16 protein-coding genes are annotated in these 14,291 nt (G+C 73.9%); 10 read left to right on the top strand and 6 right to left on the bottom strand.

Annotated features, from left to right (window positions below; translation table 11 throughout):
• Positions 1–6 precede the first annotated feature (6 nt).
• Positions 7–864, bottom strand: coding sequence for a DMT family transporter (locus STRCI_RS06085; RefSeq protein ID WP_269657809.1), 858 nt, complete (start codon positions 862–864; stop codon positions 7–9).
• A gap of 106 nt (positions 865–970) precedes the next feature.
• Between STRCI_RS06085 and STRCI_RS06080 the strand changes: the two genes are divergently transcribed.
• Complete coding sequence (locus STRCI_RS06080; protein ID WP_269657808.1) at positions 971–1,543, top strand: helix-turn-helix domain-containing protein; 573 nt, start codon at positions 971–973, stop codon at positions 1,541–1,543.
• Between the two features lie 30 nt (positions 1,544–1,573).
• On the top strand, positions 1,574–2,131 hold the full coding sequence (locus STRCI_RS06075) for a YbaK/EbsC family protein (protein ID WP_269657807.1): 558 nt from the start codon (positions 1,574–1,576) through the stop codon (positions 2,129–2,131).
• Here STRCI_RS06075 and STRCI_RS06070 read toward each other — a convergent pair.
• Positions 2,128–3,168 carry a cation diffusion facilitator family transporter gene (locus STRCI_RS06070; protein ID WP_269657806.1) on the bottom strand — a complete coding sequence of 347 codons (1,041 nt, stop codon included), beginning with the start codon at positions 3,166–3,168 and terminating at the stop codon, positions 2,128–2,130. The two genes, STRCI_RS06075 and STRCI_RS06070, sit on opposite strands and share 4 nt — an antisense overlap.
• A gap of 59 nt (positions 3,169–3,227) precedes the next feature.
• On the opposite strand from STRCI_RS06070, the gene STRCI_RS06065 reads away from it, so the two are divergent.
• Positions 3,228–3,587: an ArsR/SmtB family transcription factor gene (locus STRCI_RS06065; protein ID WP_269657805.1), complete on the top strand. Its 360-nt coding sequence runs from the start codon at positions 3,228–3,230 to the stop codon at positions 3,585–3,587.
• A gap of 12 nt (positions 3,588–3,599) precedes the next feature.
• Here STRCI_RS06065 and STRCI_RS06060 read toward each other — a convergent pair whose 3' ends face one another.
• The 3 genes from STRCI_RS06060 to STRCI_RS06050 form a co-directional block, all read right to left on the bottom strand.
• A complete protein-coding gene (locus STRCI_RS06060) occupies positions 3,600–4,823 on the bottom strand; it encodes a 4-hydroxybenzoate 3-monooxygenase (protein ID WP_269657804.1) in 1,224 nt (407 codons plus the stop codon).
• A 7-nt stretch (positions 4,824–4,830) separates the two neighbouring features.
• Positions 4,831–5,775 carry a formylglycine-generating enzyme family protein gene (locus STRCI_RS06055; RefSeq protein WP_418953313.1) on the bottom strand — a complete coding sequence of 315 codons (945 nt, stop codon included), beginning with the start codon at positions 5,773–5,775 and terminating at the stop codon, positions 4,831–4,833.
• Positions 5,776–5,849: 74 nt separating this feature from the next.
• Complete coding sequence (locus STRCI_RS06050) at positions 5,850–6,257, bottom strand: CoA-binding protein (protein ID WP_269657803.1); 408 nt, start codon at positions 6,255–6,257, stop codon at positions 5,850–5,852.
• 190 nt (positions 6,258–6,447) lie between these two features.
• Between STRCI_RS06050 and STRCI_RS06045 the strand changes: the two genes are divergently transcribed.
• From STRCI_RS06045 to STRCI_RS06025, 5 genes are all read left to right on the top strand, one after another.
• Entirely contained in the window at positions 6,448–7,173 is a 726-nt protein-coding gene (locus STRCI_RS06045) for a hypothetical protein (RefSeq protein ID WP_269657802.1), read from the top strand.
• A complete protein-coding gene (locus tag STRCI_RS06040; protein ID WP_269657801.1) occupies positions 7,170–7,712 on the top strand; it encodes a SixA phosphatase family protein in 543 nt (180 codons plus the stop codon). Before STRCI_RS06045 ends, STRCI_RS06040 begins: the two co-directional genes overlap by 4 nt.
• Positions 7,713–7,736: 24 nt before the next feature.
• Complete coding sequence (locus STRCI_RS06035; RefSeq protein ID WP_269657800.1) at positions 7,737–8,363, top strand: YigZ family protein; 627 nt, start codon at positions 7,737–7,739, stop codon at positions 8,361–8,363.
• Positions 8,364–8,485: 122 nt separating this feature from the next.
• Entirely contained in the window at positions 8,486–9,649 is a 1,164-nt protein-coding gene (locus STRCI_RS06030) for an exonuclease SbcCD subunit D (protein ID WP_269657799.1), read from the top strand.
• Positions 9,646–12,639: an AAA family ATPase gene (locus tag STRCI_RS06025; RefSeq protein ID WP_269657798.1), complete on the top strand. Its 2,994-nt coding sequence runs from the start codon at positions 9,646–9,648 to the stop codon at positions 12,637–12,639. Before STRCI_RS06030 ends, STRCI_RS06025 begins: the two co-directional genes overlap by 4 nt.
• Before the next feature lie 3 nt (positions 12,640–12,642).
• Here the strand turns inward: STRCI_RS06025 and STRCI_RS06020 are convergent, their stop codons facing one another.
• A complete protein-coding gene (locus tag STRCI_RS06020; RefSeq protein WP_015662012.1) occupies positions 12,643–13,089 on the bottom strand; it encodes an Lrp/AsnC family transcriptional regulator in 447 nt (148 codons plus the stop codon).
• 125 nt (positions 13,090–13,214) lie between these two features.
• Between STRCI_RS06020 and STRCI_RS06015 the strand changes: the two genes are divergently transcribed.
• A complete protein-coding gene (locus STRCI_RS06015; protein ID WP_269657797.1) occupies positions 13,215–13,697 on the top strand; it encodes a rhodanese-like domain-containing protein in 483 nt (160 codons plus the stop codon).
• A 79-nt stretch (positions 13,698–13,776) separates the two neighbouring features.
• Entirely contained in the window at positions 13,777–14,280 is a 504-nt protein-coding gene (locus STRCI_RS06010; protein ID WP_269657796.1) for an immunity 21 family protein, read from the top strand.
• The last annotated feature ends 11 nt before the right edge of the window (positions 14,281–14,291 follow it).

Genomic DNA, 14,291 nt, shown 5'->3' with positions numbered 1-14,291 from the left:
GTCTGGTCAGCCGGTGGCCAGCAGCAACGTCCCGGCCAGGGCCAGGCTCGCGCCCGCCGCCTGGACTCCGCGCAGCCGTTCGTTCAGGACGAGGCGCGCGGCCAGGGCCGTCACCACCGGGTAGAGCGAGGCCAGTACGGCGGCCACGGTCACCGGGCCGTGCTGGGCGGCGACGGAGTAGGTGCCGTTCGCGGCGACGTCGGCCAGGCCCACGAAGGCGAGGGCGGGCAGCGCGCCCCAGGGGAAACCGCCCTCCGGCAGCGCGACGGAACCGCGCCGCACCGAGACGAACAGGGCCGTGCCGCCGACCACGACATTGGTCAGGCGCTGCACGAACAGGGCAAGGAAGAGGCCGGTCACCGTGGTGGACGCCTCGCTGATCAGCGCGACGCACGCGCCGAAGCCGAAGGCGCCGCCCAGCGTCAGCACGATGGTCCGCCGCTCCACCGAGCCGCCCCCGCGCTGCGGCCCGCCCGCGAGGACCACGCCCGTGACGGCGACCGCGATGCCCGCGACCTGGACCAGGCCGGGACGCTCACCGAGGAGCAGCCCCACGGAGACGGGGACGGCCACGCTGAGCGTGGTGAGCGGGGAGACGACACCCATGGGCCCGCGGGCGAGCGCTTCATAGAAGCAGAGGATCGCCATCGGGCCGATCAGGCCCGCGGCCACCGCGAACCACAGCCGGGGTCCGGCCTCGCTCCAGCCGCCGGTGGCCAGGACGACGGCACCGAGGACGACGACCGCGATCGACTGCGAGGCGACCACCACCGTGAGCGCGGGGGTGCGCCGGGTGAGCAGTCCGCCGCCGAAGTCGGCCAGGCCCCAGAGCAGGCTGGTGGCCAGGGCGAAGAGTGCTGTCACGGACGCCCTCGCAGTACAGTTCGGTGCACGATCATGTGCATCACACCGTAGTGCGGATTGTTGAACTCTTGCATCCAGAATATTGGACTCCGGAACGGGATGAATCGTGTCGGACCTAGACCTGCTGACCCAGTCCCTGGCCCGCAACGTCAAGCGCTGGCGCACCGAGCGCGGCTTCACGCTGGACACGCTCGCCGCCCGCGCCGGGGTCAGCCGCGGCATGCTCATCCAGATCGAACAGGCCCGCACCAACCCCAGCCTCGGCACGGTCGTGAAGATCGGCGACGCCCTCGGCGTCAGCATCCCCACCCTCCTCGACTACGAGCAGGGGCCGAAGGTGCGCGTGGTCCCGGCCGATCAGGTCGTGCGGATGTGGCACACCGACTCCGGCAGCTACAGCCGGCTCCTCGTCGGCACCGAGGCCCCGGGTCCGCTGGAGATGTGGAACTGGCGGCTGATGCCGGGCGAGAGCAGCGCCTCCGACCCGCACCCCGTCGGCACCGTCGAGCTGATCCATGTCACGGCCGGTGAACTGCTGCTGACCGTCGACGGTGTGGAACACCGCGTCCCGGCGGGCGCGAGCGCCTACTTCGAGGCGAGCGCGGCCCACCGCTACGGCAACGACGCTGCCGTCCCTGTCGAGTTGGTGCTGGTCGTCTCCGTGCCGCCCGTGCGCTGAGCGCACGGCCGCGGTTGCTACCGTGCGGCCATGCGCGCACCCATCGGACACTTCGGCCAGGCCGCTCCCGCCCCCGACTGCCTCGACGAGCTGACCGCCCCGGTCGCCGAGGCGGTACGCCGCTGGAGCGGCAGCGTTCCCGCCGACCAGATCATCTACGTCGAGACCGACCCGCAGTGGGCCGACACCGCCGTCTTCGTCGAGCACTACGGCCGGGAACTGCTCGAACAGTCCGCGAACTGCGTGGTGGTGGCGGGCAAGCGCGGCGGCGAGACCACGCTCGCCGCCTGTATCGCGCTCTCCACCACCCGCGTCGACGTCAACGGCGCGGTCCGCCGCCAACTCGGCGCCCGCAAGGCGTCGTTCGCCGCCATGGACACCGCGACCGGCGAGACCGGCATGGAGTACGGCGGCATCACCCCGATCGGACTGCCCGACGGCTGGCCCATCCTGGTGGACTCCGCGGTCGTCGACCTGCCGTATGTCCTTGTCGGCAGCGGCCGCCGGCGCGGCAAGCTGCTGGTACCGGGAAAGGCGTTCGCCGAGCTGCCCGGGGCCGTGGTGCTGGAGGGGCTCGGGGTCGCCTAGACCCCGGTGTGATGGGCCAGGGTCTGGTGGGGATCCGCCTCGCCGGGCACGGGGGCCGGATCCGCGTGGACCAGGGCCGCGGTGAGCCGGGGGACGGCGTGCAGCAGGGCGTGTTCGGCGTCCACGGCGATGGCGTGGGCCTGCCGTACCGTCGCCTCGCCGTCCACCACCACCGCGACCTCGGCCCGCAGCCGGTGCCCGATCCAGCGCAGCCGCAGCTCACCCACCCCGCGCACCCCGGGGACCTCCCGCAGGGCCTGCTCGGCCCGGTCCACCAGGGCCGGGTCCACGGCGTCCAGCACCCGCCGGAACACCTCCCGCGCCGCGTCCCGCAGCACCAGCAGGATCGCCGCGGTGATCGCCAACCCCACGATCGGGTCCGCGAGTTGCCAGCCGATCGCCGCCCCGCCCGCGCCCAGCAGCACCGCCAGCGAGGTGAATCCGTCGGTACGGGCGTGCAGTCCGTCGGCGACCAGCGCGGCCGAGCCGATCGACCGGCCGACCCGGATCCGGTACCGGGCCACCCACTCGTTGCCCGCGAAGCCCACCAGCGCGGCCGCCGCCACGGCGGGCAGGTGGGTCACGGGGCGCGGGTCGAGAAGGCGGTCCACCGCCGTCCATCCGGCGAACAGCGCCGAGGCCGCGATGGTCAGCACGATCACCAGACCCGCCAGATCCTCGGCGCGGCCGTAGCCGTAGGTGAAGCGCCGGGTGGCCGCCCGGCGGCCGAGGACGAAGGCGATGCCGAGGGGGACGGCGGTCAGCGCGTCCGCGGTGTTGTGCGCGGTGTCGCCCAGCAGGGCCACCGATCCGGACAGGGCCACGACGACCGCCTGCACGAGCGCGGTCGCGCCGAGCACCGCCAGGGAGATCCACAGCGCGCGCATCCCGCGGGCCGAGGACTCCAGGGCGGAGTCGAGCTTGTCGGCGGTGTCGTGGGAGTGCGGCTTGAGGAGGTGGGCGATGCGGTGACGGCGAGGGTGCGGGTGATCGTGGTGCGGGTGGTCGTGGTGATGGTGATGGTGCGGGTGGCTCACGGGTCCCCCTTCCGGTGGCGGAGGTGGACTTACCCCGTCCACGACGCCATTATGTGCGTATGAGCGCACGCATGCACCTGTCACCTGCGCACGATGCGCACCCGCGCACCCCCGGCGAGGAACAGTTCGCCCTCGCCGCCGAGCTGCTCGCCCTCCTCGGCGACCGCACCCGGCTCACCCTGCTGCACGCGCTGGCCGGGGGAGAGGCCGATGTCAGCACCCTCACCGAGGCGTGCGGGGCGGCCCGGCCCGCCGTCAGCCAGCATCTGGCGCGGCTGCGTCTCGCCGGTCTGGTGAACACCCGCAAGGAGGGCCGCCGGGTGATCTACTCCCTGGGCGACGGTCATCTGCGGCGGCTGGTGGACGAGGCGCTGAGCGTGGCGGACCACCGGCTCAGCGACCGGCCCGTGCACGAGTGACGTCGGTACGGCTCAGTAGTCGGCGCTCTTGCCGAGGTACTGCTCCGCGAAGGCCAGGGCCGCCGACGGGGAGCCGAACAGGCGGCGCAGCCGGGCCAGGGTGGTGCCCGCGCGGTGCGGGTCGCCCGAGGAGGTGCCGTGGTACACCTCCGACAGCCACTGCGAGAACTCCTGGTAGTCCCAGACCCGGCCGAGACACGCCCGCGAATAGCCGTCCAGGCCGGCCGAGTCGCCCTTGGTGAGGAACGCGACCAGCGCGTCGCCCAGCAGGAAGGCGTCGTGCAGGGCGAGGTTCATGCCCTTGGCCGCGATCGGCGCGGTGAGATGGGCGGCGTCCCCGGCCAGGAAGAGCCGCCCGAACCCCATGGGCTCCACCACGTAACTGTGCATGTCCAGGACGCGCTTCTCGATCAGCCGCCCCTCGGTCAGCCGGGGCGCCCCGGCCGCCCCGAGCCGTTCCTGGAGCTCCGTCCAGACCCGTTCGTGGGACCAGTTCGCCGGGTCGTCGCCCGGCGGGCACTCCAGGTAGTACCGGGTCACCTCGGGGCTGCGCGCCATGTGCCCGGCGAAGCCGCGCGGGTGCATGCCGAACACCACGCAGTCGTTGGACGGCGGCGCCTCGGCGAGCAGCGCCAGCCAGCCGATGCCGTAGTCGTAGCGGGAGACATGGGCGCGCCCCGGCGGCAGCGCGGCCCGGGACACCCCGCGCGCCCCGTCACAGCCCGCGACGAAGTCACAGCGCACGACGTGCCGTTGACCCGACTCGGGGTCGGTGTACGAGACCGAGGGCCGGTCGGAGTCCAGGTCGTGCAGTGCGACGTCCCGCACCCCGAAGCGGATCTCGCCGCCCCGGACGTCCGCGTACTCCCGCACCAGGTCCGTCACCAGCAACGGCTGCGGATAGACGAAGTGGTGATGCCCCGTCAGCTCGGTGTACTCAAACCGGTAGCGCTCCCCGGCGAAGCGGAACTCGCACTCGTTGTGCACCTGGCCGCGCGCCAGCAGATTGTCCGCGAGACCCCGCCGTTCCAGCCCGCGTACGGCCCACTCCTCCAGCACCCCGGCCCGGGGCCGCTGTTCGATGAACTCACGGCTCTCGGTCTCCAGGACCAGACAGTCCACGGACGCGGCGCGCAGGATGTTGCCGAGGGTGAGCCCGGCCGGTCCGGCGCCGACGATGACGACCGGGAACCGTTGTGCGGAACCGGAGTTGGGGTGGGGGGAGGTGGAAGTCACCCGAGCATTATGAGACGTCCAGCGCGCACCGGAACCCGGTGTGGCCGCTGGAGCTGTCCGGGGAGTTGGCGCTGCGGGCCGCCACGCGGTAGCGGTTGCAGTAGGACGCGTGGCACATGTGGGAGCCGCCGCGGATCACCTTGGCGGAGCCCTCGGCCGGGCCGGTGGGGTTCACCGCTGCGCCGCGCTTCGTGGACCACCAGTCCCCGCACCACTCCCACACATTGCCCGAAGTGTTGTACAGGCCGAAGCCGTTGGGCTCGAAGGCGTGCACGGGCGCGGTGCCGCGATAGCCGTCGGCGGCGGTGTTCTTGGTGGGGAAGGTGCCCCGCCAGATGTTGCAGCGGTGTTCGCCGTCGGGGTCGAGTTCGTCGCCCCAGGGATAGCGCCGCTGCTCCAGGCCGCCACGGGCCGCGTACTCCCACTCGGCCTCGGTGGGCAGCCGCTTGCCGGCCCAGGCCGCGTAGGCGGCCGCGTCGTACCAGGACACATGGACCACGGGATGGTCCCCGCGCCCCGCGAGATCGCTGCCCGGTCCCTCCGGCCGGTCCCAGGCCGCCCCCGCGACCGCGCACCACCAGGGCGTCCGCTCGGGCCGCCGGGCGCCGCGGCGCAGCGCGGCGGGCAGGAAACCGGCGAAGACGTACGACCAGTCCAGGCGCTCGGCGTCGGTGACATGCCCGGTGTCGGCGACGAAGGCGGCGAACTCGTCGTTGCGCACCGCGCAGGTGTCGATCCGGAAGGGGGCCAGCCGTACCGCCCGCACCGGGCCCTCGCCGTCGTCGGGGAAGCCTTCGCTGTCGTCGGTGCCCATGAGGAACTCGCCGCCGGGGAGCAGGACCATGCGGTCGGTGGCGGCGGGCCTGCCGGTGAGGGCGACCGGCTCCGCCCTGATCGGGCCGGTCCCGGACGCGGGCATGCAGCACGGGGCCGGGGACGGGGGCTCGGGCATCAGAACTTCCTCGTGGACACGCGGCGGGTGCGGATCCCTGTCTACGGCATGGACCTATGTGCCCCGCGCGAGGGTCACCGCAGCAGCGGTATCTCGATGGCCGGGCAGCGGTCCATCACTATCTCCAGGCCCGCCGCGCGGGTCCGGTCGTAGGCGGCCTCGTCGATCACACCGAGCTGGAACCACACCGCCTTGGCACCCTTGGCCACCGCCTCGTCGGCCACCGGACCCGCCAGCTCGCTGTTGACGAAGACATCGACGACGTCCACCTCGAAGGGGATGTCCGCGAGGGAGGCGTACCCCTGCTCGCCGTGCACCGTCTCCGCCTTGGGGTGGACGGGCACCACGCGCTTGCCGTAGCGCTGGAGCACCGCGGCCACGCCGTACGCCGCGCGCCGCTGGTTCGACGACAGCCCGACCACGGCCCATGTGTCGCCGGACTCGGTGAGGATCTTGCGGATCGTCGCTTCGTCGCCGTACACCGATGGCCTCCTCGACCTCATGACATGCCTGGTCTCCGGACAACGGCCAAGGGGGCGTGGAGATTCCCGCGCGCCGCGTGGCGGTCGGCGGAGTTGACGGTCAGGTTTCCCGGGGCGCCCGGCGGAGCTCCGCTGTCCGGAAACCGTGCCGTGTGCTGCGCCCCGGCGCGCGCCCGCCTAGGCTCGGGGAGTGCTGCGCATCATCGACGCCCGAACGGGCGTGCCCGTCGACGCCGCGCCCGCGCGGCGCGGTCTGATCCGTGTCGAGGCCCACGCGCCCGGCTTCGACACCGGCGCCCTGCGCGTGCTCCTCATCACCGATGTCCTGGTGCGCGCCCTGGAACTCGGCGGCACCCCGGTCTGGGCCGTCCTCCACGGCGACCGGGACCAGCCGGAGCTGAGGGCCGGCGCCGCCGCACTCGGCGTCCGGCCCCTGGAGGACAGCCGGGAGGTCGGCCACGGGCTCGGTGAGAAACAGGTCATCCATGTCGTGGCCGAGGGCGGCGTCACCCCGGACGGCGTCCGCGTCGCCGTCGCCCCCGTGCACGCCGAGTCCCCGGCACCGCTCACCGGCGCCGACCCGGTCGCCCTGCGCCTGGCCCTGCTCACCCCGCGCCGGGACCGGCCGGTACGGCTCGACACGGCCGCCCTGACCGAGGCCCACGACACCCTCGCCCGCTGGCGGCGCGCGGTGGCCGACTGGGCGCGGCACCCCTCCCGGCCCATCCCCGACGACGTCCGCACGGAACTGCGCGGCGCCTGGGAGGACGACCTGGACGTGCCCGGCGTGCTGCGGCTGCTCGACCGGGTCGAGACCGCACCGGACATCCTGGACGGCGCCCGCTTCGAGACCTACGCCTACGCCGACCGGCTTCTCGGCCTCGACCTCACCCGCGACCTGGGATCCCTGGCATGATCGCCCGCGCGGGGACCGGCCCGCTGCGCCGCCTGGTCGTCCTCCGGCACGCCAAGTCCGCCTGGCCCGAAGGGGTCGCCGACCACCGGCGCCCGCTCGCCCCGCGCGGGCGACGTGACGCGCCCGCCGCGGGCCGCGCGCTGGCCGAGTCCGATCTGCTGCCCGACCTCGCCCTGTGCTCCACCGCCGTCCGCGCCCGCCAGACCTGGGACCTGGCCTCCGCCGAGTGGGGCACCCCGCCGCCCGTGCGCTACGTTCCTCAGCTCTACGCGGCCGAGGTCACCGATCTGCTCGCCGCCGTGCACCAGGCACCCGCCGAGGTCGAGACGCTGCTGCTGATCGGGCACAACCCCGGCCTGGAGGAGCTGGTGACCGAGCTGGCCGGGGACAGCCTGGACGACGCCCTGGAGCGGGTGCGGGAGAAGTTCCCCACCTCCGGCGTCGCCGTGCTCGCCTGGCGCGGCACGGCCTGGAGCGCGCTCGCCCCCGGAACCGCCCTGCTGACCTGGTTCACCGTCCCCCGCGGAAAGAAGCCCTGACCGGCCCTGGCATAGGCTGACCGGATGCAGGACGAGTACCGCACAGTGGCCCGCGCGGGTGTGCACGAGACCGAGGTCAACCGCTCCCGCTTCCTGTGCGCCCTCGCCCCGGCGGCCACCGAGCAGGAGGCCCAGGACTTCATCGCCGGCGTCCGCAAGGAGCACGCGGACGCCACCCACAACTGCTTCGCCTACGTCATCGGCGCCGACGCCGCGATCCAGAAGGCGAGCGACGACGGCGAACCCGGCGGCACCGCCGGCGTCCCCATGCTCCAGATGCTCCTGCGCCGTGACATGCGCTACGTCGTCGCCGTCGTCACCCGCTACTACGGCGGCGTCAAACTCGGCGCGGGCGGCCTCATCAGGGCCTACGGCGGAGCCGTCGGCGAGGCCCTGGACAGCCTGGGCACGCTCACCCGCCGCCGCTTCCGGCTGGCCAGCGTGACCGTCGACCACCAGCGCGCGGGGAAGATCCAGAACGATCTGCGCGCCACCGGACGCGAGGTCCGGGACGTGCACTACGGCGAGGCCGTCACCATCGAGATCGGCCTGCCGGACGCCGACGTGGAGTCCTTCCGCGCCTGGCTGGCCGACGCCACGGCCGGCACCGCCGGCTTCACCCTGGGCGGGGAGGCTTACGGCGACGCATGACAAGGCGGGCATAACGGACTCTCCCCGGTGCGGTCATGACGGGCTGACACAGCCGGTCATGACGGGCCGATACGGGAGTAACCGCCCGTGATGTCAGACCCGGCCGTTAGTCTTCGAGGATCATGAGGCTCCTGCACACTTCCGACTGGCACCTGGGCCGGGCGTTCCACCGCGTGAACATGCTCGCCGCCCAGGCCGAGTTCATCCGTCACCTCGTCGGCACCGTGCGCGAGCGCGACGTGGACGCGGTGGTCGTGTCGGGAGACGTGTACGACCGCGCGGTGCCGCCGCTCGCCGCCGTCGAGCTGTTCGACGACGCCCTGCACCGTCTCGCCGAGCTGGGCGTGCCGACCGTGATGATCTCCGGGAACCATGACTCCGCGCGGCGGCTGGGCGTCGGCGCCGGGCTGATCGACCGCGCGGGCATCCATCTGCGCACCGAGCCGTCGGCGTGCGGGACACCGGTGGTCCTCAGCGACACCCATGGCGAGGTGGCCTTCTACGGTCTGCCGTACCTCGAACCGGCCCTGGTGAAGGACGAGTTCGGGGTGGACAGGGCCGGGCACGAGGCGGTGCTCGCCGCTGCCATGGACCGGGTCCGCGCCGACCTCGCCGCACGCGCGCGGGGGACACGTTCCGTCGTCCTCGCCCATGCCTTCGTCACCGGCGGCGAGGCCAGCGACAGCGAGCGGGACATCACCGTCGGCGGGGTCGCCGCAGTCCCGGCCGGGGTCTTCGACGGCGTCGACTACACGGCCCTCGGCCACCTGCACGGCAGCCAGACCATCACCGAGCGCGTCCGCTACTCCGGCTCCCCGCTGCCGTACTCCTTCTCGGAGGCCGACCACCGCAAGAGCATGTGGCTGGTCGACCTGGACGCCGATGGCGCTGTGACCGCCGAGCGGATCGACTGCCCCGTCCCGCGCGCGCTCGCCCGGATCCGCGGGCCGCTGGAGGACCTCCTCGCCGACCCCGCCCTCGCCCGGCACGAGGACGCCTGGGTCGAGGCCACCCTCACCGACACGGTCCGCCCCGCCGACCCCATGGCCCGGCTCAGCGAACGCTTCCCGCACACCCTGAGCCTCGTCTTCGACCCCGACCGGGCCCCCGACGACCCGGACGTCTCCTACGCGCGGCGCCTGGCCGGACGCGGCGACCAGCAGATCGCCGAGGACTTCGTCGCCCATGTCCGCGGCGCCGGACCGGACGAGGACGAGCAGGCCGTGCTGCGGGACGCCTTCGACGCGGTCCGCGCGGACGCGGTGGTCCGGGAGGTGGCCCGGTGAGGCTGCACCGGCTCGACATCACGGCCTTCGGACCCTTCGGCGGCTCCCAGAGCGTCGACTTCGACGAACTGTCGGCAGCCGGACTGTTCCTGCTGCACGGCCCCACCGGCGCCGGGAAGACCTCCGTCCTCGACGCCGTCTGCTACGCGCTGTACGGCTCCGTGCCCGGCGCCCGGCAGTCCGGCCAGGGACTCGCGCTGCGCAGCGACCACGCCGCTCCCGGCACGCGCACCGAGATCCGCCTGGAACTGACCGTCGCCGGACGCCGGTTGGAGGTCACCCGGCAGCCGCCCTGGGAGCGCCCCAAGAAGCGGGGTTCCGGCACGACCCTGGACAAGGCGCAGAGCTGGCTGCGCGAGCACGACGCCACGACCGGCACCTGGAAGGACCTCAGCCGCTCCCACCAGGAGATCGGCGAGGAGATCACCCAGCTGCTCGGGATGAGCCGCGAACAGTTCTGCCAGGTCGTCCTGTTGCCCCAGGGCGACTTCGCGCGCTTCCTGCGCGCCGACGCCGAGGCGCGCGGCCGGCTGCTGGGGCGGCTCTTCGACACCCACCGCTTCGCCGAGGTGGAGAAGCGGCTCGCCGAGCGCCGACGCGCGGCCGAGGCCGAGGTGCGCGAGGGTGACGCCGCGCTGCTGGCCGACGCGCACCGCATGCAGCAGGCGGCGGACGGCGCCATGGAGCTGCCCGAGCTGACACCGGGCGAACCGGGGCTCGCCGACGCCGTGCTGACCGCCGCCGCCGTGGCCCGCAGCTCCGCGCGCGAGGAACTGACCGTCGCCCACTGTCGCCTCGCCGCCGCCGAGTCCGCTCAGGCCGCCGCCGAGCGCGCCCTGGACGACGTACGCGAACTCGCCCGTTTGCAGCGGAGGTTCGCCGAGGCGAGGGAGCGGGCAGGGCTGCTTCAGGAGCGGGCGGACGCTCACCGGGAGGCGCAGGCGCGCATGGAGCGGGCCCGAAAGGCCGAGGCGGTGGCACCCGCGCTGGAGCTGCGGGACGCCGCCGACGCCGAGCACCGGCGGGCCGCGCTCGCCCGGACCCGCGCGGGCGCGCTGCTGCCGGACACTTTCGCCGACGCCGGTGCCGCCGGACTCGCGGCCGCCGCGCGCCGGGCCGCCGAGGAGCTGGGCGGCCTGGAGTCGGCCCGCCGGGCGGAGCAGCGGCTGGCCGAACTCGCCGAGGAGCGTGCCGGTCTCGACCGCCAGGAGCGCGCCGACGAGGACGTCCTTGAGGAGACCGGGGCCTGGCTCGCCGGGTGGGAGGCCACGCGCGCGGACGTGCAGTCCCGGATCGACGCCGCGCAGGACGCCGCCACCCGCGCCGAACAGCTCTCCGTGCAGCGGGAGCCCGCGGCCAAGCGGCTCAAGGCGGCCAGACTGCGGGACCAGTTGGCCGGGGACACCGACACGGCCGCGCACCGGGCCCGGCGTGCCCAGGAGGAGACACTGACGGCAAAGGCGCACTGGCTGGAGGTCAAGGAGCGCCGTCTGAACGGCATCGCGGCCGAACTCGCGGCCCAGCTGACCGCCGGTGAACCGTGCGCGGTCTGCGGTGCCACCGAGCACCCGGCGCCCGCGCGCAAGGACGCCGGGCACGTCGGCCGTGAGGTCGAGGAGCAGGCCCTCGCCGCCTACCAGACGGCGGAGGAGCGCCAGGCCGAACAGGAGCGGCGCCTGGGCGTCGTACGCGAGGCGCTGGCCGCCGCCACCGCCGAGGCCGGGGACACCCCGACCGGTCAACTCGCCGATGAGGTCGCCGAGTTGGAGCGGGACTTCGCGCAGGCCCGCCGGGACGCCTCCGCGCTCCACCCCGCGCACGAGGAACTGCGCCGTGCCGAGCAGGAGCACGAGCGGCGCGCCACGGCCCGTCGGCAGGCGGAGGTCACAAGCGCCGCCCGGGTCGGCCACCGGGACCAGCTGGACCGCGAACGGACCGCGCTGGAAACGGAGCTGGCCGAGGCGCGCGGCGCCCTGGACAGTGTGGCTGCCCGCTCCGCCCAACTGGAACGCCAGGTCGCGCTGCTGACCGACGCCGCCGACAGCGCCCGCGCCGCGGAGGACAGCGCCCAGCGGCTCAAGGACGCCGACGCGCGCCTCGCCGACGCCGCGTTCCGCGCCGGGTTCGACTCTCCGCAGGCCGCCGCCGACGCGCTGCTCGACGACACCGCCCACCGCGAACTCCAACGGCGGCTGGACGCCTGGCAGTCCGAGGAGGCCGCCGTACGCGCCGTCCTCGCCGAGGCCGACACCGCGGCCGCCGCCCAGCGCCCGCCCGCCGACCTCGCGGCGGCGGAGCAGGCCGCCGCCGGGGCGGGCCGACGCCTGCGCGACACCGCCTCCGCGCGGGACGCCGCCGCCCGGCGCTGCACCGAACTCGACCGCCTCTCCGTCCGCGCGACACAGGGTGTACGACGGCTCGCGCCGCTGCGCACCCAGTACGACCGCGTGGCCCGGCTCGCCGCGCTCACGGCGGGCACCTCGGCGGACAACGAGCGCAAGATGCGCCTGGAGTCCTACGTCCTGGCCGCCCGCCTGGAACAGGTCGCCGCCGCCGCGACCGTGCGCCTGCGCCGGATGTCGTCCGGCCGCTACACCCTCGTCCACTCCGACGACCGCGCCGGACGCGGCCGCAGCGGCCTCGGTCTGCATGTCGTGGACGCCTGGACCGGGCGGGAGCGGGACACGGCGACGCTGTCCGGCGGCGAGACCTTCTTCGCCTCCCTCGCCCTGGCCCTCGGGCTCGCGGACGTCGTCACCGACGAGGCGGGCGGGGTGCGCCTTGACACGCTCTTCATCGACGAGGGCTTCGGCAGCCTCGACGACCAGACCCTCGACGAGGTCCTCGACGTGCTCGACTCGCTGCGCGAGCGCGACCGCAGCGTGGGCATCGTGAGCCATGTCGCCGATCTGCGGCGCCGGATCCACGCCCAGCTGGAGGTCGTGAAGGGACGCTCGGGGTCGACGCTGCGGCAGCGGGGCGGCGGCTGAGGGCTACCGGCCCAGGGGGCGGCGGGGGAGCGGCGAGGAGTAGACGACCGACGTGGTCACCGAGCCGAGGGCGCCGATCTTGCCCGAGACCTCTTCCAGATGGCGCATCGAACGGGCGGCGACCTTGATCACGAAGCAGTCGTCGCCCGTGACGTGGTGCGCCTCCAGGATCTCCGGCGTCACGGCCACCAGGTCGTGGAACGGCTTGTAGTTGCCGTTCGGGTACCGCAGCCGGACGAACGCCAGGATCGGCATCCCGAGCCGCTCCGGCGCCACCACCGCGGAGTACCCCTGGATCACCCCCGCCTCCTCCAGCCTGCGCACCCGCTCGGTGACCGCGCTCGGGGACATCGACACGGCCCGTGCCAGCTCGGCGAAGCTGGCCCGGCCCTCGCGCTGGAGGACATCGAGGATGCGCCAGTCGGTGGCGTCCGGTGAAAACGTGGTCATGCTCCCGAGCTAACAGGGGATTCCCCGGCCGATCAAGAGGTGTGCCGGGGATTGACCCTTCAGGGAGTTGATCTTCACGTCGTACATTTTCGGTCAGAAGGAGCCACCACAGAGAGGGCCAGACCATGACCACCACCGCCGCCGCCGCCAACCCCGTCCTGCGCGTGGCCCCCGCCGCTCCAGCCGTGGCCGCCGCCTACTTCCGGGCCGGCCTGGCCTTCCACGCCGATGTGTCCGACGTCGCCGCCGCGCTGGCCGGCGAGGGCGACCCCGGGTTCGTCGTCGTGGACTCCCGCTCCACCGCCTCCTGGGACCAGGGCCACATCCCCGGCGCCATCCACCTGCCGACCGCGCTCATCCCCGAGCAGGCCGAGCAGCTCCTCGACAAGGACGTGCCCGTCGTCACCTACTGCTGGGGCCCCGGCTGCAACGGCGCCACCCGTGCCGCCCTCGCCCTCGCCGAACTCGGCTACCAGGTCAAGGAGATGCTCGGCGGATTCGAGTACTGGGCCCGCGAAGGCTTCGCGTACGAGACCTGGGAGGGCGCCGTCCGCCGCGCCGCCGACCCGCTGACCGCGCCGGTGGACAGCGAGGACTGCGGCTGCTGAGAGCGGCCGTCGGCTTCGCGCCAATAGGTTTCCGGGACACCGAACTTGCACCCGGACCGTCCGTGTAGGTTTCTGCGCCATGGTGCGACACAGGGTGCGATGGGTGGAGTCGGGCGGCGGTCCCCTCATAGCGGTGCCGGAGACGGTGCTCCCGTTCTGGGCGGGCGCCGACGGCGACGAGACCGCCTCCGACTACGACCGGGCCTGCGATATCGACGGACCGGTCGGACTGCTCCCCGTAGGGGACAGCGCGGCCCTGGTCCTGGGCGACGAGCCCGCCGCCACCGCCTATCTGCCGGACCACGGCACCTTCGTCCGTTGGTGCGCCGCCGACTCCGAGGCGGAGCTGCTCTCCGGCGTCCCCGCGGCCCTCGACGCCGCGGAGTGGGGCGAGGAAGTGCGCTGGAAGGTGCCGGGACCGGTGTTCCTGTTCGACTCCGCCTGGCCGGGCACCGAGACCGCGCGTGCCGCCCCACTGTGCGTCACCCTGACTCCGGGCGCGTACGGGGTGCGCGCGGCCTGGGTCCGGCCAGGCCCGGAGACCTGGCTCGGACTGGTCCGACTGCGGGCGCTGGCGGGATAGTTCGGCGCCGG

It is taken from the genome of Streptomyces cinnabarinus, from assembly GCF_027270315.1.
GTDB lineage: Bacteria > Actinomycetota > Actinomycetes > Streptomycetales > Streptomycetaceae > Streptomyces > Streptomyces cinnabarinus.
This window is presented reverse-complemented; position numbering and strand designations above follow the sequence as displayed.